This window comes from Lelliottia jeotgali, assembly GCF_016771845.1.
GTDB classification, from domain to species: domain Bacteria; phylum Pseudomonadota; class Gammaproteobacteria; order Enterobacterales; family Enterobacteriaceae; genus Enterobacter; species Enterobacter jeotgali.
On sequence record NZ_JAENMQ010000002.1, the window covers coordinates 127,134 to 150,564 of the forward strand.

Below are 23,431 nucleotides of genomic sequence, written 5' to 3' on the forward strand. Positions count from 1 at the left end.
AAAGACCGCGAAGAACGCAAAATGAAATAAGAAGAATAGCAGGCTATGATTCTTAAAGAATTATCCTAATTTTGGTCAGGTTATTATTTAGCGTGATAATGAGAAACAATCAGGGCAGTCAACTGCCCTGATAATTCAATTAATGACGGCTCAGCACACCACGGCGGTACAGATTACGTTTGATACGCGTCAGCCCAGGTTTTGGCCTGCGCGGCTCATCAAGGCTCGCCAGCACAATTTCCAGTACACGCTCCGCGACGTCACGATGACGCTGAGCAACGGCCAGAACCGGACATTGCAAGAAATCGAGTAATTCGTTATCGCCAAAAGTGGCAATAGCCAGCTCGGAAGGCAGTTTCCCTTCACGACGCAGCGTAACGTCCATCACCCCCTGAAGGAGAGCAAAAGAAGTGGTGAACAACGCCTGCGGCATCGGATGAGTCTCAAGCCATTTCTCAAACAGCTGTGCAGCGGCTTCACGCTCGTAGCTATTGGCATACAGATAATGCACTTCGCGCGGATCGTCTTTCCAGGCGGTACGGAACCCCTGCTCGCGCAAGAAGCTAACGGACAACTCCGGCAACGCGCCGAGATAAAGCACGGTTTCCGCCGGGAAAGTGCGCAGCTCGGCGGCTAGCATCTCAGCATCGTCCTGATCCGCACCCACTACGCTTGTGAAATGCTCGCGATCCAGTGCACGATCCAGTGCGACGATCGGGAACGAGCCATTCGCCCAGCGCTGATAGAAAGGATGCTCTGGCGGCAGAGAGGTGGAAACAATAATCGCATCAACCTGGCGTTGCAGGAGATGTTCAATGCAACGCATCTCGTTATCCGGCTGATCTTCCGAGCAGGCGATCAACAGCTGATAGCCACGCTGGCGCGCCTGACGTTCGAGATAATTCGCAATGCGGGTATAGCTGGTGTTCTCAAGATCCGGAATCACCAGACCAATAGAGCGAGTGCGCCCGGCACGTAACCCAGCCGCGACGGCGTTCGGATGGTAGTTATGCTCGCGAACCACCGCCATGACTTTTTCAACGGTTTTGTCGCTAACACGGTACTGCTTTGCTTTACCGTTAATCACATAGCTCGCCGTAGTTCGTGACACGCCGGCTAGCCGGGCGATTTCATCCAGTTTCACAATTGCCCCTTAAACGAAATAAAAGAGTCCATGGCCTTGTCAGGTTTATGGTTATATCTTTTAACATCTAAACGCAGAATAGTCCTTGCGGCAACCGCTTTTCTCTCAGTTAGGCTGCGTTTAGGCAAAAAAAAGCCCGGCTTTGCAGACCGGGCTGAAAGAGGCGAACCTTTTTGGTCGTTAACGCATGATTTTATCACCGCGGGACAAGCCCACGATGCCTGAGCGCGCGACCTCAACAATTTTTGCTACATCGCGAACAGAAGCCAGAAACGCATCAAGCTTATCGCTGGTTCCGGCAAGCTGAACGGTATAGATAGACGGCGTGACATCGATGATCTGCCCACGGAAGATATCCGTATTGCGCTTCACCTCTTCGCGCCCGTATCCGCTGGCCTGAATTTTCACCAGCATGACTTCGCGCTCGACGTAGGCCCCCTGCCCTAATTCACTGACTCGCAGCACATCGACTAATTTATGCAGCTGCTTTTCAATTTGCTCAAGCACTTTTGCATCGCCGACGGTCTGGATGGTCATTCGCGACAACGTCGGATCGTCGGTCGGTGCCACGGTCAGGCTTTCAATGTTGTAGCCGCGCTGCGCAAAGAGCCCAATGACGCGCGATAACGCGCCAGATTCGTTTTCCAGGAGTACAGATAATATCCTGCGCATCAGGTTCTCTCCGTTTTGCTTAACCACATTTCATCCATACCGCCGCCGCGAATATGCATCGGATAGACGTGCTCCGTTCCATCGACGATCACATCCACAAAGACCAGGCGGTTGTTCCTGACGTGCTCCAGCGCTTCGCCGAGTTTTGCCTCCAGCTCATTTGGATCGCTAACGCGAATCCCCACGTGGCCGTAGGCTTCTGCCAGACGCACAAAGTCCGGCAACGATTTCATATAGGATTGCGAATGGCGGCCAGAGTAGATCATATCCTGCCACTGCTTCACCATCCCCAGATAGCCGTTGTTGAGGTTCAGCACCAGCACCGGAAGATCGTATTGCAACGCGGTGGAGAGTTCCTGAATGTTCATCTGGATACTGCCATCCCCGGTCACGCACACCACGGTTTGATCCGGCAATGCCAGCTTAACGCCCAGTGCCGCAGGCAGACCGAATCCCATGGTTCCCAGGCCACCGGAGTTAATCCAGCGACGCGGTTTATCGAATGGATAATAAAGGGCAGCAAACATCTGGTGCTGGCCCACATCGGAGGTGACGTAAGCCTCTCCTTTGGTCAACCGCCAGATCGTTTCGATCACCGCCTGCGGTTTAATGTGTTCACTCTGGGTGTCGTACTTCAGACACTGACGGGCGCGCCACTGCTCAATCTGCTGCCACCAGTCGCGAATATCATCTAGCGGCTGTGCAGGAACGTCCTGCGCCAGCAGCTCCAGCATCTGTTCCAGAACCTGAAGGGCATCGCCCACAATCGGCACATCGGCTGGAACCGTTTTGGAAATGGAAGTCGGGTCGATATCGATATGCAGCACTGTCGCATTCGGGCAGTACTTCGCCAGATTGTTGGTGGTGCGATCGTCAAAACGTACGCCGACGGCGAAAATCACATCGGAGTTGTGCATCGTCATGTTGGCTTCATAAGTGCCATGCATGCCTAACATACCCAATGCCTGGCGATGGGTAGCCGGAAACGCACCCAGCCCCATTAACGATGAGGCCACGGGTAAGTTTAATTTTTCGATAAGTTCGCGTAGCTGCGCGTGACAATGTGCATTTACCGCCCCACCGCCGACGTAAACCACCGGTTTTTTGGCGGCGATCAGCGTGTGCAGCGCACGTTTGATTTGACCTTTATGTCCCTGAGTCGTCGGGTTATAGGAACGCATGCTCACGGAATCCGGCCAGACGTACGGCAGCTTATTGGCCGGATTAAGAATATCTTTCGGTAAATCGACCACCACCGGGCCTGGACGACCGCTGGCCGCCAGCCAGAACGCTTTTTTCAGTACGCCCGGAATGTCTTCCGTTTGCTTGACCAGGAAGCTGTGTTTTACCACCGGGCGGGAGATCCCCACCATGTCGCACTCCTGAAAGGCATCGTAGCCAATCAGGGAAGTCGCAACCTGTCCGGATAAAATGACCAGCGGGATGGAATCCATATAGGCAGTCGCAATGCCCGTAATGGCGTTGGTGGCTCCAGGGCCGGAGGTGACCAGCACCACGCCCACTTCTCCGGTTGCACGCGCCAGGCCATCGGCCATATGTACGGCAGCTTGCTCATGGCGAACCAGTACATGATCGATACCGCCCACGGTATGCAGGGCATCGTAAATATCGAGGACCGCGCCTCCGGGATAGCCGAATACTTGCTTGACGCCCTGATCGATAAGCGACCGGACGACCATTTCGGCGCCAGACAACATCTCCATGGTTTGCCTCCAGGCTTCTTGTTGTTATAGACGAACCGAGAAATTCATTTCCTCGCCGTCTTACTTTCCAGGGTTTCCCCTGTCTGTCATTTTTGCAGAGTGACCTTCACCTTAACCGCTCCCTATGAGGCAGGCAATCAGCAAACGGAGGCGTGAAAATGAGGGTAAAAGCAGAATACACAGGCATTATGACAAGATATGGTGAATTCCACTGGAATAGACTTTTGTGATGATGATTCGTCGCTTAAAAAGGCATTGAATCAGTAATTCATCTATTTTTGCGTGGTAAAAAGCGAAAGGAAAAATTCAGAACAGCATAAAATACTGGTCGATAAAATAAATGCAGGATAAAGCGGATGAGTTACACCGATTTATCCTGATGGTGATTAACGCCGACAAACGCTTACCAATAGCTCTTCCATCCACTGATGGCCTTTATCTCGCCCTGCTGCTTCATGCCAGGAAAGATAACAAGTGCGGCTATTGAGTTTTAGCGGCAGCGATAATATTTGCAAATTCAATTGGGATGAGAACTCTTCCGCCAGCCAGCGAGGGGCAATAGCCACCAGATGCGTCTGCGAAACGATATTCAACACACTCACCATAGCCATTCCCTGATATGCCACGCTGGCCTGTTTATCCGGGGTGTCATACCACGGCTGGCTAAATGAAGCGTACCTGTCAAGGGCAACAACCGCGTGCTGCTCATTATACACGTCACTTTCGAGCAACGGCCCATTTATGCGCGGATGGGTTTTGCTGGCGACTAATACCATTTCATCTTTGAATAGCGGCACGCAGGAAAACTCTGGACGCCGAAACTCTTCATAGCCCAGTACAAATTCCGTTTCCTGATAACGTAGCTGGTGCTCTGTATTCTGATTTAAGCAGGACTTAAATATCAAATTAATATTCGGCGCAATGGCTTCAACTTTATTATAAATAATAGAGGTCAGGTAATTATCCAGTGGGCTGCATACACAAAGATGGAAAATACGCTCGCTGCTTAAAGGTTCGAAACCGGACCCAGGGAGCTCATTTTGCACCAGTTGTAATGCTTGTCGTACAGAAGCAAAAAGCTGATAAGCTCTGGCGGTCGGCTGGATACCCCGGCCATACCGCACGAACAGTTCGTCGTTAAACATCAGTTTAAGCCTTGCTACAGCATTACTCACAGCAGGCTGGGACATCCCCAGAGACTGTGCCGCTCGAGTGATATTCTGCTCCTGCATGACTGCATCAAAAACGGTTAATAAGTTAAGATCAACGGTGCGTAATTGTGGCCTGCTCCCTTCACTGGCGTGAGGCCGTTCATTTCTTTTTTCTAACATACCTAACTCCACTGTCACGCTACACTCCCTTTGCTTTAGTGCAGTAATAACTTTTAAAAATATTATTTATCATGCAGATAAAACCAGAAAATGAGAAAAGATTAAAAATCGGAATATTCAAAGGACTCACACTAAATAGCACATACAGGAACATACGCGATCACGCGATGAGAAATAAAAGTAATAAGTAAAACATTAGGATTCGAATGAAACCATAAATCCAATGAATAAACAATAAGCCTACTGATAAACAAATATTTAAGTTTTATTAAACTATTCAACACGACTAACGACCACCGGTTAACATTTCATTATCATGGTTCCATATTCATTCACTCTTCACACCCCATGAAAACCTACAACCCTATGAATTTAATGAAATTAGAAATTATCAATCGTTCGACCAGTCTCAAGGATAATTGAAACGAAATATATTAATTTCATTCCAAACATTTAATCAAAGTCCAAAATTAGACAATTTAAATAGCCGCAGAGGCATAACCCAGCACAATACGCTAAAGCGTTCCGCTTATTGCTTTCAATGATTGTTGCTGTTTTTCACCTCAAGGGTTGACTTGAATCCGCATATCCAGTACCACTAAAAGCATAACGCATTCATCTGGAGCCTGATTCATGATTCGTACCATTCGCTTCCTCAGCCTACTACTACTAAACGCATCCACTTTGCGCGGTAGGCTGGCGGGCGAAATTCAACGTTGAATCGTCTCCAGTAAACAAAAAAACCCGCGCCACTGCGCGGGTTTTTTTATGCTCGTAGCAAGGCGCCCCAGGACAGACAAGGACCAAACCCATGAGCCAGCAAGTCGTAATTTTCGATACAACCTTACGTGACGGTGAACAGGCGTTACAGGCAAGCCTGAGCGTGAAAGAGAAACTGCAGATTGCGCTGGCCCTTGAACGGATGGGTGTCGATGTAATGGAGGTGGGTTTCCCGGTCTCCTCACCGGGTGACTTCGAGTCCGTGCAGACTATCGCCCGCACCATCAAAAATAGCCGCGTATGTGCTCTGGCTCGCTGCGTAGAAAAAGATATCGACGTGGCAGCAGAATCGTTGAAAGTGGCCGAAGCATTCCGAATCCATACTTTTATCGCCACCTCCCCGATGCATATCGCCACAAAATTGCGTAGCACGCTGGATGAAGTTATTGAGCGTTCGATTTACATGATCAAACGGGCTCGCAACTACACCGACGACGTTGAATTCTCCTGTGAAGATGCCGGTCGTACGCCAATCGCCGATCTGGCACGCGTGGTTGAAGCCGCGATTAACGCCGGTGCCACCACCATCAATATCCCGGACACCGTCGGCTACACCATGCCGTTCGAGTTCTCCAACATCATTACCGGCCTGTACGAACGCGTACCGAATATCGATAAAGCGATTATTTCCGTCCACACTCACGACGATTTGGGCCTGGCCGTTGGCAATGCAATTGCAGCCGTCCATGCTGGCGCACGTCAGGTAGAAGGGGCAATGAACGGCATCGGTGAGCGCGCCGGTAACTGTTCGCTGGAAGAAGTGATCATGGCGATCAAAGTGCGTAAAGACATCATGAATGTGCAGACCCGCATTAATCACAACGAAATCTGGCGCACCAGCCAGACCGTCAGCCAGATTTGCAACATGCCGATCCCGGCAAACAAAGCGATTGTCGGTACCGGCGCATTCGCCCACTCCTCCGGCATCCACCAGGACGGCGTGCTGAAGAACCGCGAAAACTACGAAATCATGACCCCGGAATCCATCGGTCTGAACCAGGTACAGTTGAACCTGACCTCCCGTTCTGGCCGCGCGGCGGTAAAACACCGTATGGAAGAGATGGGGTACAAGGAAAGCGACTACAACATGGATCACCTGTACGACGCGTTCCTGAAACTGGCCGATAAAAAAGGTCAGGTGTTCGATTACGACCTGGAAGCGTTGGCGTTCATCAACAAACAGCAGGAAGAACCAGAGCACTTCCGCCTGGACTACTTCAGCGTCCAGTCCGGCTCCAGCGACATCGCCACCGCCTCTGTAAAACTGGCCTGCGGCGAAGACATCAAAGCGGAAGCCGCCAACGGTAATGGCCCGGTCGACGCGATTTACCAGGCCATCAACCGCATCACCGCCTATGACATCGAGCTGGTCAAATACGATCTCAGCGCCAAAGGCCACGGCAAAGACGCACTCGGTCAGGTCGATATCGTCGTCACCTACAATGGCCGCCGTTTCCACGGCGTCGGTCTGGCGACGGATATCGTTGAATCCTCCGCCAAAGCGATGGTTCACGTTCTGAACAACATTTGGCGCGCCGCCGAAGTCGAAAAAGAATTGCAACGCAAAGCTCAGAATAAAGAGAACAATAAGGAAACCGTGTAATGTCGAAGAATTACCATATTGCTGTGTTGCCGGGGGATGGAATTGGCCCGGAAGTGATGACACAAGCCCTGAAAGTCCTGGAAGCCATTCGCGCACGTTTCGCGATGAAAATCACCACCAGCCACTATGATGTGGGTGGCATTGCGATTGATAACCACGGCACTCCACTGCCGAAAGCCACCGTTGAAGGCTGTGAAAACGCTGATGCGGTCTTGTTCGGCTCCGTCGGCGGCCCAAAATGGGAACACCTGCCGCCAGCAGAGCAACCAGAGCGTGGCGCGCTGCTCCCGCTGCGTAAGCACTTCAAATTGTTCAGCAACCTGCGTCCGGCGAAGCTGTATCAGGGGCTGGAAGAGTTTTGCCCGCTGCGTGCCGATATTGCCGCCAACGGCTTCGACATTCTGTGCGTGCGTGAATTAACCGGTGGCATCTATTTCGGCCAGCCAAAAGGTCGCGAAGGCAGCGGTCAGCACGAGAAAGCGTTTGATACCGAGGTGTATCATCGTTTTGAAATCGAACGCATTGCCCGCATCGCCTTTGAGTCTGCGCGTAAACGCCGTCACAAAGTGACCTCCATTGATAAAGCTAACGTTCTGCAATCTTCGATTTTGTGGCGCGAAATCGTCAACGAAATCGCCAAAGAGTATCCGGACGTTGAGCTGGCACACATGTACATCGACAACGCCACTATGCAGTTGATCAAAGACCCGTCGCAGTTTGACGTGCTGCTGTGCTCCAACCTGTTCGGCGATATTCTGTCTGACGAGTGCGCGATGATCACCGGCTCGATGGGCATGCTGCCGTCCGCCAGCCTGAACGAAGAAGGGTTTGGTCTGTACGAGCCAGCGGGCGGCTCCGCGCCGGATATCGCCGGTAAAAACATCGCCAACCCGATTGCGCAGATCCTCTCTCTGGCCCTGCTGCTGCGCTACAGCCTCGACGCGAACGACGCTGCAGACGCAATCGAAAGCGCCATCAACCGCGCATTAGAAGAAGGCATCCGCACCGGCGACTTAGCGCGCGGCGCGGCGGCGGTCAGTACCGATGAAATGGGCGACATCATTGCCCGCTATGTCGCTGAAGGGGTGTAATCATGGCGAAGACGTTATACGAAAAATTGTTTGATGCTCACGTGGTTTTTGAGGCACAAAACGAAACCCCGCTGCTGTACATTGACCGTCATCTGGTCCACGAAGTGACGTCCCCACAGGCATTCGATGGCCTGCGCGCGCACAACCGTCCGGTTCGCCAGCCGGGTAAAACTTTCGCCACGATGGATCACAACGTTTCGACCCAGACCAAAGATATCAACGCGTCCGGCGAAATGGCGCGTATCCAGATGCAGGAGCTGATCAAGAACTGCAACGCGTTCGGCGTTGAGCTGTACGACCTGAATCATCCGTATCAGGGCATCGTCCACGTGATGGGGCCTGAGCAGGGCATCACCCTGCCGGGCATGACCATCGTCTGCGGCGACTCCCACACCGCTACCCACGGCGCGTTCGGTGCACTGGCGTTTGGTATCGGCACCTCCGAAGTGGAGCACGTTCTGGCGACGCAAACCCTGAAACAGGGCCGCGCGAAAACCATGAAAATCGAAGTCAATGGCAAAGCGGCACCGGGTATTACCGCCAAAGATATCGTGCTGGCAATTATCGGTAAAACCGGTAGCGCAGGCGGTACCGGCCACGTCGTGGAATTCTGCGGTGATGCTATCCGTGCACTGAGCATGGAAGGCCGCATGACGCTGTGTAACATGGCAATTGAGATGGGCGCCAAAGCCGGTCTGGTTGCGCCAGACGACATCACGTTTAACTATGTGAAAGGCCGTCTGCACGCGCCGAAAGGCAAAGATTACGACGATGCGGTGCAATACTGGAAAACCCTGCAAACTGACGACGGCGCGACCTTCGACACCGTGGTGACGCTGCAGGCCGAAGAGATCGCCCCGCAGGTCACCTGGGGCACCAACCCAGGCCAGGTGATTTCCGTCAACGACAACATCCCCGATCCGGCCTCGTTTGCCGATCCGGTTGAACGTGCGAGCGCCGAGAAAGCGCTGGCCTATATGGGCCTGAAACCGGGCGTGCCGCTGACGGACGTGGCGATCGATAAAGTGTTTATCGGCTCCTGCACCAACTCCCGTATCGAAGATTTGCGCGCGGCGGCGGAAATTGCCAAAGGCCGTAAAGTGGCTCCTGGCGTGCAGGCGCTGGTGGTACCAGGCTCCGGCCCGGTAAAAGCGCAGGCGGAAGCCGAAGGTCTGGATAAGATCTTTATCGAAGCCGGTTTTGAGTGGCGTTTACCCGGCTGCTCCATGTGCCTGGCGATGAACAACGACCGTCTGAATCCAGGCGAGCGCTGCGCATCTACCAGCAACCGTAACTTTGAAGGCCGCCAGGGTCGTGGTGGACGCACCCATCTGGTCAGCCCGGCGATGGCGGCAGCGGCAGCTGTCACCGGTCATTTTGCCGATATTCGTGGTTTGAAATAAGGAGACAATCATGGCAGAGAAATTTACCCAACATACGGGCCGGGTTGTCCCGCTGGATGCGGCGAACGTGGATACGGACGCCATTATTCCGAAGCAGTTTTTGCAGAAAGTCACTCGCACCGGATTTGGTGCCCACCTGTTCAATGACTGGCGTTTTCTCGACGATGAAGGTCAGAAGCCGAATCCTGAGTTCGTCCTGAACTTCCCGGAATTTAAAGGCGCATCGATTCTGTTAGCGCGCGAAAACTTCGGCTGTGGTTCTTCCCGTGAACACGCGCCGTGGGCACTGACCGACTACGGTTTTAAAGTGGTGATCGCCCCGAGCTTTGCCGACATCTTCTACGGCAACAGCTTCAACAATCAGCTGCTGCCGGTGACCCTGAGCGATGAGCAGGTCGATGAGCTGTTCGCGCTGGTGAAAGCCAATCCGGGCATTTCGTTTGAAGTGGATCTGGAAGCGCAGGTGGTGAAAGCAGGTGAAAAAACCTACAGCTTTAAAATCGATGATTTCCGCCGCCATTGCATGATCAACGGTCTGGACAGCATCGGTTTGACCCTTCAACACGAAGAGTCGATTGCGACCTACGAAAACAAACAACCGGCGTTTATGCGTTAACGAAAAAGGCCCGCGAAAGCGGGCCATTTTGTTTGGTTTGTAGCTTTGTAGCTTTGTAGGCCGGATAAGCGCAGCGCCATCCGGCAAACTTATACATCTCGGACACGAAGCGTCAGCCCCAGCGTCACCAACGATATTCCCGCAATCACCCAGTACACCGCAAAGTGACCGTAGCTCTGCGCCAGCGCCCCCTGAATCACCCCCGCCAGAATCACGCCGGTCGAAATACTGTTAGTGAAAAGTGTGGTGGCTGAACCCGCACGTCCGGGCATCAGATCCTGGAACCAGAGCATACCAATCCCGGCGACAATCCCGATAAAAATCGCATTAAACAACTGCAACGCCAGCAGCGCCTCGCGGGAATGGAACAGAATTAACCCAAGATAAAACAGCACGCCAGCCGCCACCGCGATCACCATCATCCGGCGCTTGCCAAAGCGTTTCACGTAATAGCCCGCGAGGATCATCGCTGGGATCTCCAGCCCGGCGGCGGTGCCCATCAAAATCCCGGCGAGTTTATCCGGTAGCCCCAGATCGCTACTGATCCACAGTGGCATATCGATGATGTACATAGTGTTGCAGGTCCACATCAGCGTCGAAGCGATAAACAGCATACGGACGTTTTTGTTACTCCAGCCGCTCACCTGGGTGACGGGCGTATCTGCAGCCTGTTCGACCCTGGCGACGGACGGCAATACGCACGCGATGAGCACCAGGCTGATGGCAAAAATCCCCGCCGCGATCGAGAACATCATCGTAAAGCCGTAATTCAGCGCCAGCATAAAGGCCAGCGGCGGGCCAATGACCCACGCCAGCGAAAGCTGGGCACGCATCACCGAGCTGAACATCACCACTTCTCGCGCCGAGTTATCCGCATACTCACGCGCCAGCGCAAAGAGCTGCGGCATGGCGGTATTGGCGAGCGACGCCAGCAGCACACCGCAGGTGAGCAGCGTCAGATAGTGGCGGTTGAAAGCGAACAGCAGCGCGTTGCCGATGGCCATCGCGCAGCAAAAGAGGATTAGTTTGCGGCGATCGCCCTTGCTGTCAGAGCGTTTCGCCAGCGCAAGGCTAACCAAAATCCCGGCGATGGCGTTGACCGTATAAAACAGGCCCACCCAAAAAGGCTGTGCGCCCACCTCGCGACTCAGGAACAGGCTCAGGGTCGGCGCTTGCAGCGCACCCGCGACGCCCATCATAAAGGCCACCAGCATAAAAGCGGCATACACACCGTTAAGGCGGCGGCCCATCGTCATCAACCAGAGCATGCGCAGTTCCTTGTCAAAGAGGAGCGAAATCAGGAGGCAGTGTAAACGAAAAAAGCCAGCAAAAACATTTTGCTGGCGGGTGATAAGCACCAATACTCAGTCACACATGATCGAGGCAAGTCAGCGGGAAGAGGTCGGATTCGTAACATCCCACTGCATCAGATCTTCGAGCATTTTCAGGCGCTGTTCTGCACACTGGCGGGCCAGCCAGGACACTCCTTTTGTCGCTGAAAAGTACTGCTGATAAAACTGACGTGCGGTAGACCTCTTCATATTCACCTCCTCACTTCATCGAAATCAATTATTGGCTTATTATGAGGAATAATAAATTGCTGATTTTTTGTCAGGAGTTCCCCTTTTATGCCGTCTGGTCGTCTGCAACAACAATTCATCCGCCTCTGGCAATGCTGCGAAGGCCAGCCGAAAGAGACCACGTTGAGCGAACTGGCAGAACTGCTGAACTGCTCGCGCCGCCATATGCGAACGCTGCTCAACACCATGCAGCAGCAGGGATGGCTCAGCTGGGAGGCGGAGGCCGGACGCGGAAAGCGCTCGCGCTTAACCTTCCTTTATACCGGGCTGGCACTCCAGCAACAGCGCGCCGAAGACCTGCTGGAGCAGGACCGCATCGATCAGCTGGTGCAACTGGTGGGCGACAAAGCCGCCGTGCGCCAGATGCTGGTCTCTCATCTGGGCCGCAGCTTCCGCCAGGGCAAGCACATCCTGCGCGTGCTTTACTATCGTCCGATGAAAAACCTGCTGCCCGGCAGCGCCTTACGTCGTTCCGAAACGCACATGGCGAGACAAATATTTAGCGGCCTGACGCGTATAAATGAGGAAAATGGGGAACTGGAAGCCGATATCGCCCATCACTGGCAGCAATTATCCCCGTTACACTGGCGCTTTTTTTTACGCCCCGGTATTCATTTTCATCATGGCCGCGAGCTGGAGATGGACGACGTTATTGCCTCCCTGCAACGCGCCCGCGAGCTGCCGCTCTACTCCCACATTACGCACATTCACTCCCCTACCGCCTGGACGCTGGATATTGAGCTTTCCGAGCCAGACCAGTGGTTGCCGTGGCTGATGGGCCATATTCCGTCGATGATTTTGCCGCACGAGTGGGGTTCGATGGCGAATTTCGCCAGTCAGCCGGTAGGAACCGGCCCTTACGCGGTGACGCGCAATAATAACAATCAGCTGAAAATTCGTGCCTTCGATGACTATTTTGGCTATCGCGCATTGATTGATGAAGTGAATGTCTGGGTGCTGCCGGAGATCAGCGAAGAGTTCAGCCCCGGCCTGACGCTGGAAGGCCCGACCGACGGCGAAAAAGCGGTCGAAAGCCGTCTTGAAGAGGGCTGCTACTATCTATTGTTCGATGCTCGCACCCACCGGGGCGCGAGCCCCGAAGTGCGCCAGTGGGTCAGCCAAATCCTCGCACCTGCCAATCTGATTTATCAGGCGGAAGATCAGCACCAGACCTACTGGTTCCCGGCCTACGGGCTGCTGCCCCGCTGGCACCACGCCCGTCCAGGGCGGTGCGAAAAGCCTGCCGGGCTGGAATCCATTACCCTGACCTATTATCGCGAACACGTTGAGCACCGGTTTATCGCCCGCATCATGAGCAAGCTGCTGGCCGCAGAAGGGGTGGTGCTAGACATTCAGGAAGTGGAATACGACGAATGGCATCGCGGCGAAGCGGTGAGCGATATCTGGCTCAACAGCGCGAACTTCACCCTGCCGCTCGATTTCTCGTTATTCTCGCATCTGTATGAAACGCCGCTGATCCAGCACTGCATCGCCCGCAACTGGCAGCAGGACGCCGCCCAGTGGCGAGCGGGCGATATGAATCTGGCGGTCTGGTGTCAGCAACTGCTGGCCCAGCAGGCGATGGTGCCGCTGATCCACCACTGGCTAATGATTCAGGGACAGCGCAGTATGCGCGGCCTGCGCATGAACACCCTCGGCTGGTTTGACTTTAAATCAGCCTGGTTTGCGCCGCCGGAACCATAACACTTTCGTAATATTCACCAAATCATTACAATACCGCCGTTCTCAACGGGGTGCTGCATCAACGATGTGCGCTGAGATAATACCCGTCGAACCTGATCCGGATAACGCCGGCGAAGGGATTTGAGGCTGTCGCTCAAAATCCTTTGCCACTCAACTTTGAGGTGCAAAGTGTTAAAAAAAGTTCTCCCCCTGCTGGCGCTGTTCGCGCTGCCTGCTTTTGCCAAACCCGTTTTGACGGTCTACACCTACGACTCCTTTGCCGCCGACTGGGGCCCTGGCCCGGTGGTCAAAAAAGCCTTTGAAGCCGACTGCAACTGCGAGCTGAAATTCGTGGCGCTGGAAGATGGCGTCTCCCTGCTGAACCGTCTGCGGATGGAAGGCAAAAACAGCAAAGCCGACGTGGTGCTGGGTCTCGACAACAATCTGTTGGAAGCGGCCTCGCAAACTAATCTGTTCGTCAAAAGTGGGATCGCCACCGATGCGGTGAGCGTTCCAGGCGGCTGGAAAAACGACACCTTCGTGCCCTTCGATTACGGCTACTTCGCCTTCGTCTATGACAAAAACAAGCTCAAGAACCCGCCGAAAAGCCTGAAAGAACTGGTTGAGAGCGACCAGAAATGGCGCGTAATTTATCAGGACCCGCGCACCAGCACGCCAGGCCTGGGCTTGCTGCTGTGGATGCAAAAAGTGTACGGCGATAAAGCGCCGGAAGCCTGGCAAAAACTGGCGGCCAAAACCGTCACCGTCACCAAAGGCTGGAGTGAGGCCTACGGCCTGTTCCTGAAAGGTGAAAGCGATTTGGTTCTGAGCTACACCACCTCTCCGGCCTATCACATCATCGAAGAGAAAAAAGACAACTACGCCGCCGCAAACTTTGCCGAAGGCCATTATCTGCAGGTGGAAGTCGCCGCGCGTACCGCCGCCAGCAAACAGCCAGAACTGGCAGAAAAATTCCTGAAATTTATGGTCTCACCTGCGTTCCAGAATGCGATCCCGACCGGCAACTGGATGTATCCGGTGACCGACGTGACGCTGCCCGCAGGCTTTGATCAGCTGAGCAAACCGCAAACCACGCTGGAATTTACTCCACAGCAGGTTTCCACTCAGCGCGCCGCCTGGATCAGTGAATGGCAACGCGCCGTCAGCCGTTAATCCCCGGCTGGCTGATCCCTGGGCTGACCGCTGCCACGCTGATGGTGGTGGTCAGTCTCGGGGCATTTCTTGCCCTGTGGCTGAACGCACCGGAAAGCGATATTGCCGCGCTGTGGCACGATAGCTATCTCTGGCACGTGGTGCGCTTCTCCTTCTGGCAGGCGTTTCTCTCGGCATTGCTTTCTGTCGTCCCGGCGATTTTTTTGGCGCGAGCACTGTACCGCCGCCGCTTCCCCGGCAGGCAAGCCCTGCTGCGCCTGTGCGCAATGACCTTAATTCTGCCCGTGCTGGTCGCCGTGTTTGGCATTTTGAGCGTATACGGACGACAGGGGTGGATCGCCACGCTGTTGAATGCGCTTGGCATCGAATGGAGTTTCTCCCCTTACGGCCTGCAGGGCATTTTACTCGCTCACGTATTCTTTAATATGCCGATGGCGACGCGATTGTTCCTGCAAGCGCTGGAAAATATTCCCGGCGAACAGCGCCAGTTGGCGGCGCAGCTCGGGATGCGCGGTTTCGCCTTCTTCCGCTTTGTCGAGTGGCCGTGGCTGCGTCGACAGATCCCGCCCGTCGCGGCACTGATTTTTATGCTCTGCTTCGCCAGCTTTGCCACCGTGCTGTCGCTTGGTGGCGGGCCGCAGGCGACCACTATTGAACTGGCGATCTATCAGGCGCTGAGCTTTGACTACGATCCGGGCCGCGCGGCAGTGCTGGCGATGATCCAGATGTTCTGCTGTCTGGGGCTGGTGCTGCTGAGCCAGCGCCTGAGCAAGGCGATTGCCGTCGGCAGTCATCAGGTGAACGGCTGGCGCGACCCGCAGGACAGCCTGCGCAGCCGTCTGAGCGATCTCGTGCTGATCGCCCTCGCGCTCTTATTACTCCTCCCGCCGCTGCTGGCAGTGGTGGTAGACGGTCTGAATCTGAATCTGTTATCCGTGCTACAACAGCCGGTGCTGTGGCAGGCGCTGTGGACGTCACTGCGCATCGCTCTCGGGGCCGGGTTGCTGTGCGTTGTGCTGACTATGATGCTGCTGTGGAGCAGTCGCGAACTGTACGCCCGCCAGTCCCGCATCTTCGGACAGGCACTTGAGCTGAGTGGAATGCTGATTCTGGCGATGCCAGGCATTGTGCTGGCGACCGGATTCTTTTTACTGTTCAACAGTACCCTCGGATTACCTGACCATGCCGACGGGATCGTTATCTTCACCAACGCGCTGATGGCTATCCCCTACGCGCTGAAAGTGCTGGAAAATCCGATGCGCGATCTGAGCGCCCGCTACACGCTGCTGTGTCAGTCACTGGATATGCGCGGCTGGCAGCGGTTGAAGGTTGTGGAACTCCGCGCACTGAAGCGCCCACTGGCACAGGCGCTGGCGTTTGCCAGCGTGCTGTCGATTGGCGATTTCGGCGTAGTGGCGCTGTTTGGCAACGACGATTTCCGCACCCTGCCGTTCTGGCTGTATCAGCAGATCGGCTCGTATCGCAGTCAGGATGGCGCGGTCACCGCCCTGCTCCTGCTGCTGCTGTGCTTTACCCTCTTTACCGTTATCGAAAAACTTCCGGGGCGCGATGCTAAAACTGACTGATGTAACCTGGCTTTATCAGCATCTGCCGATGCGCTTTACGCTCTCCGTCGAGCGCGGGGAGATGATTGCGATCCTCGGGCCAAGCGGTGCGGGGAAAAGCACGCTACTGAATCTGATTGCAGGTTTCTTGCCTCCGGCGCGCGGGGAGATGGTGATTGACGGGCAGAACCACACCCACACGCCGCCTTCCCAGCGCCCGGTGTCGATGCTGTTCCAGGAAAACAACCTGTTTACCCATCTGACGGTGCGCCAGAATATCGGCTTAGGGATGAATCCCGGCCTGAAGCTGACCGAGGCCCAGCGTGAGAAACTGGACGCTATCGCGCAGCAAATGGGACTGAATGAATTTCTCGACCGACTGCCGGGTGAGCTTTCCGGCGGCCAGCGTCAGCGCGTCGCGCTAGCCCGTTGTCTGGTTCGCGAACAGCCGATTTTACTCCTCGACGAACCGTTCTCCGCTCTCGACCCGGCGCTACGCCAGGAGATGCTGTTGCTGGTGAAGGAGGTGTGCCAGCAGAAGAACCTCACCATGCTGATGGTGTCGCACAGCGTAGAAGACGCCGCGCGGATCGCGGCGCGCTCCGTGGTGATCGCCGACGGACGCATTGCGTGGGACGGGGAAACGCAAGAGCTGGTAAGTGGGAAGGCGAGTGCCTCAGCGTTGTTGGGAATCGTGCCGCAGTAAAAACGCCGGATGGCGGCTACGCCTTATCCGGCCTACGGTTCGAGCCCTTGTAGGCACGGTAAACGAAGCGCCACCGGGCAATATCAGACCGCACCATGTTTAGTCATTCGAGCCCTTGTAGGCCCGATAAGCGTAGCGCCATCGGGCAATATCAGGCCGCACCGCCGTTCGGGCCGATGTAGGCCTGCGCCACCGGGCGATAAACTACCGGCTCACCACCTTCAACAAAATCTCGCCATACACCGGCATCAATGGATGACGAATCAACGCCACCAGCGCTATCACGGCAATTCCCAGTGTTAAGGGCGCGAGCATCATCAGGCGGCCACGCGGCAGATAGTGGGTCAGACGATCGGTCCCCGCTTTCGCACTGCGCCACAATCTCCAGCACAACCACACCGCCACCCACAGTAATAGCGCGGTGGCGAGCAACAGCCATTTAAAATGACCGCTTTGCGCATCGGCAGGAATATCAATCGCCGCACCGGCAAGAATACCCGGCAGGAAGTAGAGCGGCGGCCACAGGATACAGCCGATGATGTTCGGCAGAAGAAACTTTGCGACGGGCAGGTCCAGCATCCCGGCAACCATCGGCACAATCGGCCGCGTTGGCCCAATAAACCGTCCGATCAGGATCGTAAACATGCTGTGCTGATGCAGGGCATGTTCGGTTTTATCGAGCAGCGCTTTGTTCTTTTTCATGAACGACCAGCGATGCAGCGGCTTTTTAAAGCGCCAGCCTAACCAGAAAGAGATCCAGTCACCCAGCAAACAGCCGATAATACCGGCCATCCACGCCTGCCAGAAGTTAACCTCGCCGCTGCCGATCAGCGCTCCGAGGCCCGCCATCATTACCGTACCGGGTAAAATCAGCCCGACCAGCGCCAGCGATTCAAGGAAAGCCACTAGCGCGACGGCAAGCAGCGAGTAGGCGACGGACTGCGTAATAAAATGTTCCAGCAATGCCTGCATAACGATTCCGGTCAGATAACGAAGCACGGATTCTGCGAAGTGCATCCTGCCGCGTCAAGACAACAATTGTCTGAATAGTTTACCGGGTGCCGCCAGACTTCACCTGTTTGTTTAGTTTTATTTACGTTTTATTCACACCCGGCGCGGAATTCGCTCGGGCTGGCGCCGGTGCATTTCTTAAAGACGCGCGAAAAATAGAGCTGATCTTCAAAGCCAACGTTACGCCCGACGGTGGCGATCGGCATCCGCGTGGTGCTGAGCAGCAGTTTGGCCTGGCTGATGCGTTGATCCTCGCGCCAGCTCAGGACGCTCACGCCGAGCTGCTGGCGGAACAGGTGCGACAGGCGCGACGGCGACAAACAGACGTGCTGCGCCACGCCCGCAATATCAAACTGGCTGTCCGACAGATGATCGCTAATGTACTGACAGGCATCGCGCACGCGGTTATCCAACGGCGGATTGAGCGATTCGTTAATCGCCTCCATGCGGCGCAACAGCAGCTGTTCCAGCAGATTTATCGCCAGCAGTTCGGCATAGCGCCCGCCCGCCTGGGCCTCGATAATCTGCGCAAACAGCTCGCGGAACTGCGCCTGGTGCGCCTCGTCGGGGCGATAAAAACCGGTATGGGCAAAAATCGCTGGCCACGCAAGCCACTCCTGCCAATAGGCGCGCGGGCGGAAATAGACCCACTGGTGATACCACTCTTTCGCATCGGGATGGCGGCCATAGTGGTGAATCTCCCCCGGGGGAAACAGCAAAATATCGCCAGGGCGACAGATAAACTGCCGATCGTTATTTTCAATCACCCCTTCGCCGCGCACGGTAATATTCAGAATGTAGCCTTTCATACCCAGCGGGCGATCGACAAAAAAGTCGAGGTAGCCGTCGGCTTCGATGGGGGTCAAACCCGCCACCAGATGGGCGTTGAAGGAGTAACCCGGCAACAGGGGATCGTTTTGTATTTCAGCCATAAACAGGTGACTCCCGACGGTGATAAAGGAAACAAATTGTCCATATCGATAAAAACTGCCTTAAAACGAGTCGTTAAAAGATCCCAATCGTATGTCCGCTCTTTTAACTCCGCTTTTCCTCAGCCTTTACCCCAGATTTATCCGCGACATCGTGCACATCAGCAGTAACAAAAGTGTCTATAACTGCGGCAGAAATGTCCACATTGAATATTTGCACGGCGTCACACTTTCCACCTCAACAGCAATTTAATCCATAAGATTAGCGAATCCTGCCTGACGATTTTCGCCCCCAATCTCTAATGTTGATCCATACCCGTTTTTTGATGGAGCAACATAAATGGCAATTGCGATTGGCCTCGATTTTGGCAGTGACTCGGTACGCGCCCTGGCGGTGGAGTGTGGTACGGGCCAAGAAATAGCGACCAGCGTTGAGTGGTATCCGCGCTGGCAAGAGGGGCGTTACTGCGATGCGCCAAATAATCTGTTCCGCCATCATCCGCGCGATTACATCGAATCGATGGAAGCGGCGATCAAAACCGTCCTCGCCGAACTGAGCGAATCGCAACGTGCGGAGATCGTCGGGATTGGCGTCGACAGCACCGGCTCTACACCTGCTCCGGTAGATGCCGAAGGCCGGGTGCTAGCGCTACGCCCTGAGTTTGCCGACAACCCGAACGCCATGTTCGTACTGTGGAAAGACCATACTGCGGTTGAAGAGGCCGAAGCCATCACCCGTTTGTGCCATCAATCCGGCAAGGTGGACTACTCCCGTTACATTGGCGGAATTTATTCCAGCGAGTGGTTCTGGGCAAAAATTTTACATGTCACCCGCGCCGACCGCGACGTGGCGCAAGCCGCGGTGTCGTGGATTGAGCTGTGCGACTGGGTGCCTGCGCTGCTGTCAGGCACCACCCGTCCGCAGGATATTCGCCGTGGACGCTGCAGCGCCGGGCATAAATCACTGTGGCATGAAAGCTGGGGCGGACTGCCTCCGGCGGCGTTCTTTGATGAACTCGACCCACTCATCAATCAAAGCCTGAAATACCCACTGTTTACCGACACTTATACCGCTGAGATTCCGGTCGGCACGCTCAGCGAAGAGTGGGCGCAGCGTCTGGGCTTGCCGCAAAATGTCGCCATTTCCGGCGGCGCGTTCGACTGCCATATGGGTGCCGTTGGCGCAGGCGCACAGCCGAACACGCTGGTGAAAGTCATTGGCACGTCGACTTGCGACATCCTCACCGCCGATAAAGCCACCGTCGGCGACCGCGCGGTGAAAGGCATTTGTGGACAGGTTGACGGCAGCGTAGTGCCTGATTTTATCGGTCTGGAAGCGGGGCAATCGGCCTTCGGTGATATCTACGCCTGGTTTGGCCGCGTACTCGGCTGGCCGCTGGATCAGCTGGCGGAAACCCATCCAGAGCTGAAAGCTCAGATCGCTGCCAGCAAAAAACAGCTTCTCCCGCAACTCACCGAAGCCTGGGCCAAAAACCCGTCGCTGGATCATCTCCCGGTGGTGCTCGACTGGTTTAACGGCCGCCGTACGCCGTTTGCTAACCAGCGTCTCAAAGGCGTGATTACCGACCTCAACCTGGCAACCGACGCGCCCGCGCTGTTTGGCGGCCTGATTGCAGCCACCGCCTTTGGCGCACGCGCCATCATGGAATGCCTCACCGAGCAGGGCATCGCGGTCAACGAGGTGATGGCGCTCGGCGGTATCGCGCGTAAAAACCCGGTCATCATGCAGGCCTGCTGCGACGTGCTGAACCGTCCGCTGCAAATCGTCGCCTCCGATCAGTGCTGTGCCCTCGGTGCTGCCATTTTCGCCGCCGTGGCGGCAGGCGTTCACGCGGATATCCCGACCGCGCAGCAACATATGGCGAGTGCCGTAGAAAGCACGCTCCAGCCTCGCACCGCACAGGCTCAACGCTTCGAACAGCTTTATCAGCGCTACCTGCAATGGTCGAAAAGCGCCGAACAACACTATCTCCCTGTCGCCGCCCCGGCCAAAAACACCGCGGAAAAACCGGCAACCCTGACACATTAAGGACACGATAATGAGCATTTTTAACAATTATGAAGTGTGGTTTGTCATTGGCAGCCAGCATTTATACGGACCGGCAGCGCTGCAACAGGTGACGAAACACGCGGAACACGTGGTTAATGCCCTGAACGCCGAGGCTAAGCTGCCGTGCAAACTGGTGCTGAAACCGCTCGGCACCACGCCGGATGAGATCACTAACATCTGCCGCGACGCGAACTACGACGACAAATGCGCCGGGATGGTGGTGTGGCTGCACACCTTCTCTCCAGCCAAAATGTGGATCAACGGTCTGACGATCCTTAACAAACCGCTTCTCCAGTTCCATACCCAGTTCAACGCCTCCCTGCCGTGGGACAGCATCGATATGGACTTTATGAACCTGAACCAGACCGCACACGGCGGCCGTGAATTTGGCTTCATTGGCGCGCGTATGCGTCAGCAGCACGGCGTGGTAACCGGTCACTGGCAGGATCAACACGCCCAGCAGCGCATCGGCTCCTGGATGCGCCAGGCGGTATCGAAACAAGATACCCGCCATCTGAAAGTGGTGCGTTTTGGCGACAACATGCGCGAAGTGGCGGTGACGGACGGCGATAAAGTCGCCGCGCAGATTAAGTTCGGTTTCTCGGTTAACACCTGGGCTGTGGGCGACCTGGTGCAGGTAGTGAATGAAATTAGCGAGGGCGACATCAGCGCGCTGGTGGATGAATACGAAAGCAGCTATCGCCTGACCGCAGCGGCGCAGATCAACGGCGACAAGCGTCAGAATGTCATCGATGCGGCGCGCATTGAGTTAGGCATGAAACGCTTCCTCGAACAGGGCGGTTTCCACGCTTTTACCACCACTTTTGAAGACCTCCACGGCCTGAAACAACTGCCCGGCCTGGCGGTACAACGTCTGATGCAGCAAGGCTACGGCTTTGCGGGCGAAGGCGACTGGAAAACCGCCGCCCTGCTTCGCATCATGAAGGTGATGTCGACCGGTCTACAGGGCGGCACCTCGTTTATGGAGGATTACACCTACCACTTTGAGAACGGCAACGATCTGGTGCTGGGCTCGCACATGCTGGAAGTGTGTCCTTCCATCGCCGTCGAAGAGAAACCGATCCTCGATGTGCAGTACCTGGGCATCGGCGGCAAAGCCGATCCGGCCCGTCTGATCTTCAACACCCGCACCGGCCCGGCGATTAACGCCAGCCTGATTGATCTGGGCGATCGCTTCCGCCTGCTTGTGAACTGCGTGGATGCCGTCGAGACCCCGCATTCCCTGCCGAAATTGCCGGTGGCAAACGCCCTGTGGAAAGCACAGCCGGATCTGCCGACCGCATCCGAAGCCTGGATCGTCGCCGGTGGCGCACACCATACGGTCTTCAGCCATTCGCTGGATCTGAACGATATGCGTCAGTTCGCGGAACTGCATGACATCGAGCTGACCGTTATCGACAACGACACCCGTCTGCCAGCGTTTAAAGATGCGCTGCGCTGGAACGAAGTCTATTACGGTTCAAAACGTTAAGCACGCTGCCGGATTGCCCGGTGGCGCTTCGCTTACCGGGCCTACGGGAGGGCGCAAATACTGTAGGCCGGGATCGCTGTGCGCCACCCGGCATGGAGACAACAATGTTAGAAGATCTCAAACGTCAGGTGCTGGAAGCCAATCTGGCCCTGCCGAAACACAACCTCGTCACCCTCACCTGGGGTAACGTCAGCGCCGTCGATCGTGAGCAAGGCGTGTTTGTGATCAAACCCTCTGGCGTGGATTACAGCATGATGACCGCCGAGGACATGGTCGTGGTGAGCATCGCCACCGGCGAAGTCGTCGAAGGGACTAAAAAGCCCTCTTCCGATACGCCAACCCATCGCCTGCTGTATCAGTCATTCCCGTCTATTGGCGGCATCGTCCACACCCACTCGCGCCACGCCACCATCTGGGCGCAGGCCGGGCAGTCGATACCGGCGACGGGCACGACGCACGCCGACTATTTCTACGGCTCTATCCCCTGCACGCGCAAAATGACCGACGCCGAAATCAACGGCGAATATGAGTGGGAAACGGGCAACGTGATTGTCGAAACCTTTGAAAAACAGGGGATCGACGCGGCGCAAATGCCTGGCGTGCTGGTTCACTCCCACGGCCCGTTCGCATGGGGGAAAAACGCCGTAGATGCGGTGCATAACGCCATCGTGCTCGAAGAGGTTGCCTACATGGGGATCTTCTGCCGCCAGTTGTCACCGCAGCTCCCGGACATGCAGCAAACGCTGCTGGATAAACACTATCTGCGCAAGCATGGGGCGACGGCGTATTACGGGCAGTGATCGGTTAGGGTTTTGTAGGCCGGATAAGCGCAGCGTCATCCGGCAACAAACACACCT

Annotated in this window: 20 protein-coding genes and 1 riboswitch; of the genes, 12 read left to right on the forward strand and 8 right to left on the reverse strand. The window is 55.4% G+C overall.

All coding sequences use genetic code 11. The features are described from left to right. Positions 1-139: 139 nt before the first annotated feature. From cra to leuO, 4 genes are all read right to left on the reverse strand, one after another. Entirely contained in the window at positions 140-1,144 is a 1,005-nt protein-coding gene (cra, locus tag JBO43_RS07025; protein WP_095280763.1) for a catabolite repressor/activator, read from the reverse strand. A gap of 180 nt (positions 1,145-1,324) precedes the next feature. Then, on the reverse strand, positions 1,325-1,816 hold the full coding sequence (gene ilvN, locus JBO43_RS07030; RefSeq protein ID WP_006173870.1) for an acetolactate synthase small subunit: 492 nt from the start codon (positions 1,814-1,816) through the stop codon (positions 1,325-1,327). Next, positions 1,816-3,540, reverse strand: coding sequence for an acetolactate synthase 3 large subunit (gene ilvI, locus JBO43_RS07035; RefSeq protein WP_103947097.1), 1,725 nt, complete (start codon positions 3,538-3,540; stop codon positions 1,816-1,818). Before ilvI ends, ilvN begins: the two co-directional genes overlap by 1 nt. A gap of 386 nt (positions 3,541-3,926) precedes the next feature. Further along, a complete protein-coding gene (leuO, locus tag JBO43_RS07040; protein WP_095280761.1) occupies positions 3,927-4,871 on the reverse strand; it encodes a transcriptional regulator LeuO in 945 nt (314 codons plus the stop codon). 633 nt (positions 4,872-5,504) lie between these two features. On the opposite strand from leuO, the gene leuL reads away from it, so the two are divergent. The 5 genes from leuL to leuD all read left to right on the forward strand — a co-directional run bounded on the left by leuL (position 5,505) and on the right by leuD (position 10,364). Further along, positions 5,505-5,591: a leu operon leader peptide gene (gene leuL, locus JBO43_RS23170; protein WP_103947098.1), complete on the forward strand. Its 87-nt coding sequence runs from the start codon at positions 5,505-5,507 to the stop codon at positions 5,589-5,591. A 91-nt stretch (positions 5,592-5,682) separates the two neighbouring features. Further along, positions 5,683-7,254, forward strand: a complete 1,572-nt coding sequence (leuA, locus tag JBO43_RS07050; RefSeq protein ID WP_103947099.1) for a 2-isopropylmalate synthase — start codon at positions 5,683-5,685, stop codon at positions 7,252-7,254. Then, a complete protein-coding gene (gene leuB, locus JBO43_RS07055) occupies positions 7,254-8,345 on the forward strand; it encodes a 3-isopropylmalate dehydrogenase (protein ID WP_100777637.1) in 1,092 nt (363 codons plus the stop codon). Before leuA ends, leuB begins: the two co-directional genes overlap by 1 nt. Positions 8,346-8,347: 2 nt before the next feature. Further along, positions 8,348-9,748, forward strand: coding sequence for a 3-isopropylmalate dehydratase large subunit (gene leuC, locus JBO43_RS07060; RefSeq protein WP_095280758.1), 1,401 nt, complete (start codon positions 8,348-8,350; stop codon positions 9,746-9,748). 10 nt (positions 9,749-9,758) lie between these two features. Continuing rightward, on the forward strand, positions 9,759-10,364 hold the full coding sequence (gene leuD, locus JBO43_RS07065) for a 3-isopropylmalate dehydratase small subunit (protein WP_095280757.1): 606 nt from the start codon (positions 9,759-9,761) through the stop codon (positions 10,362-10,364). 89 nt (positions 10,365-10,453) lie between these two features. Here leuD and JBO43_RS07070 read toward each other — a convergent pair whose 3' ends face one another. Together JBO43_RS07070 and sgrT are read right to left on the reverse strand one after the other, a co-directional pair. After that, the gene (locus tag JBO43_RS07070) at positions 10,454-11,632 is read right to left on the reverse strand and encodes a sugar efflux transporter (protein WP_095280756.1); all 1,179 of its coding nucleotides are present in this window, start codon (positions 11,630-11,632) and stop codon (positions 10,454-10,456) included. A gap of 120 nt (positions 11,633-11,752) precedes the next feature. Next, complete coding sequence (sgrT, locus tag JBO43_RS07075; protein WP_095280755.1) at positions 11,753-11,905, reverse strand: glucose uptake inhibitor SgrT; 153 nt, start codon at positions 11,903-11,905, stop codon at positions 11,753-11,755. An 87-nt stretch (positions 11,906-11,992) separates the two neighbouring features. On the opposite strand from sgrT, the gene sgrR reads away from it, so the two are divergent. From sgrR to thiQ, 4 genes are all read left to right on the forward strand, one after another. Further along, positions 11,993-13,648: an HTH-type transcriptional regulator SgrR gene (gene sgrR, locus JBO43_RS07080; RefSeq protein ID WP_202673997.1), complete on the forward strand. Its 1,656-nt coding sequence runs from the start codon at positions 11,993-11,995 to the stop codon at positions 13,646-13,648. 36 nt (positions 13,649-13,684) lie between these two features. After that, positions 13,685-13,785, forward strand: a riboswitch (TPP riboswitch). 31 nt (positions 13,786-13,816) lie between these two features. After that, complete coding sequence (thiB, locus tag JBO43_RS07085; protein ID WP_202673998.1) at positions 13,817-14,800, forward strand: thiamine ABC transporter substrate binding subunit; 984 nt, start codon at positions 13,817-13,819, stop codon at positions 14,798-14,800. Then, positions 14,776-16,386: a thiamine/thiamine pyrophosphate ABC transporter permease ThiP gene (gene thiP / locus JBO43_RS07090; protein WP_202673999.1), complete on the forward strand. Its 1,611-nt coding sequence runs from the start codon at positions 14,776-14,778 to the stop codon at positions 16,384-16,386. Before thiB ends, thiP begins: the two co-directional genes overlap by 25 nt. Then, positions 16,370-17,071: a thiamine ABC transporter ATP-binding protein ThiQ gene (gene thiQ, locus JBO43_RS07095; protein ID WP_202674000.1), complete on the forward strand. Its 702-nt coding sequence runs from the start codon at positions 16,370-16,372 to the stop codon at positions 17,069-17,071. Before thiP ends, thiQ begins: the two co-directional genes overlap by 17 nt. 204 nt (positions 17,072-17,275) lie before the next feature. On the opposite strand, the gene JBO43_RS07100 is transcribed toward thiQ, so the two are convergent. Both JBO43_RS07100 and araC read right to left on the reverse strand, forming a co-directional pair. Further along, complete coding sequence (locus JBO43_RS07100) at positions 17,276-18,043, reverse strand: DedA family protein (RefSeq protein ID WP_103947105.1); 768 nt, start codon at positions 18,041-18,043, stop codon at positions 17,276-17,278. 128 nt (positions 18,044-18,171) lie between these two features. Then, entirely contained in the window at positions 18,172-19,014 is an 843-nt protein-coding gene (gene araC / locus JBO43_RS07105) for an arabinose operon transcriptional regulator AraC (RefSeq protein ID WP_095280750.1), read from the reverse strand. A 337-nt stretch (positions 19,015-19,351) separates the two neighbouring features. Here araC and araB point away from each other — a divergent pair, with 337 nt between their 5' ends. From araB to araD, 3 genes are all read left to right on the forward strand, one after another. Continuing rightward, complete coding sequence (gene araB, locus JBO43_RS07110) at positions 19,352-21,061, forward strand: ribulokinase (RefSeq protein ID WP_202674001.1); 1,710 nt, start codon at positions 19,352-19,354, stop codon at positions 21,059-21,061. A gap of 10 nt (positions 21,062-21,071) precedes the next feature. Then, positions 21,072-22,574 carry an L-arabinose isomerase gene (gene araA, locus JBO43_RS07115; protein WP_095280748.1) on the forward strand — a complete coding sequence of 501 codons (1,503 nt, stop codon included), beginning with the start codon at positions 21,072-21,074 and terminating at the stop codon, positions 22,572-22,574. A gap of 104 nt (positions 22,575-22,678) precedes the next feature. Then, a complete protein-coding gene (gene araD, locus JBO43_RS07120) occupies positions 22,679-23,374 on the forward strand; it encodes an L-ribulose-5-phosphate 4-epimerase (protein ID WP_202674002.1) in 696 nt (231 codons plus the stop codon). Positions 23,375-23,431 lie beyond the last annotated feature (57 nt).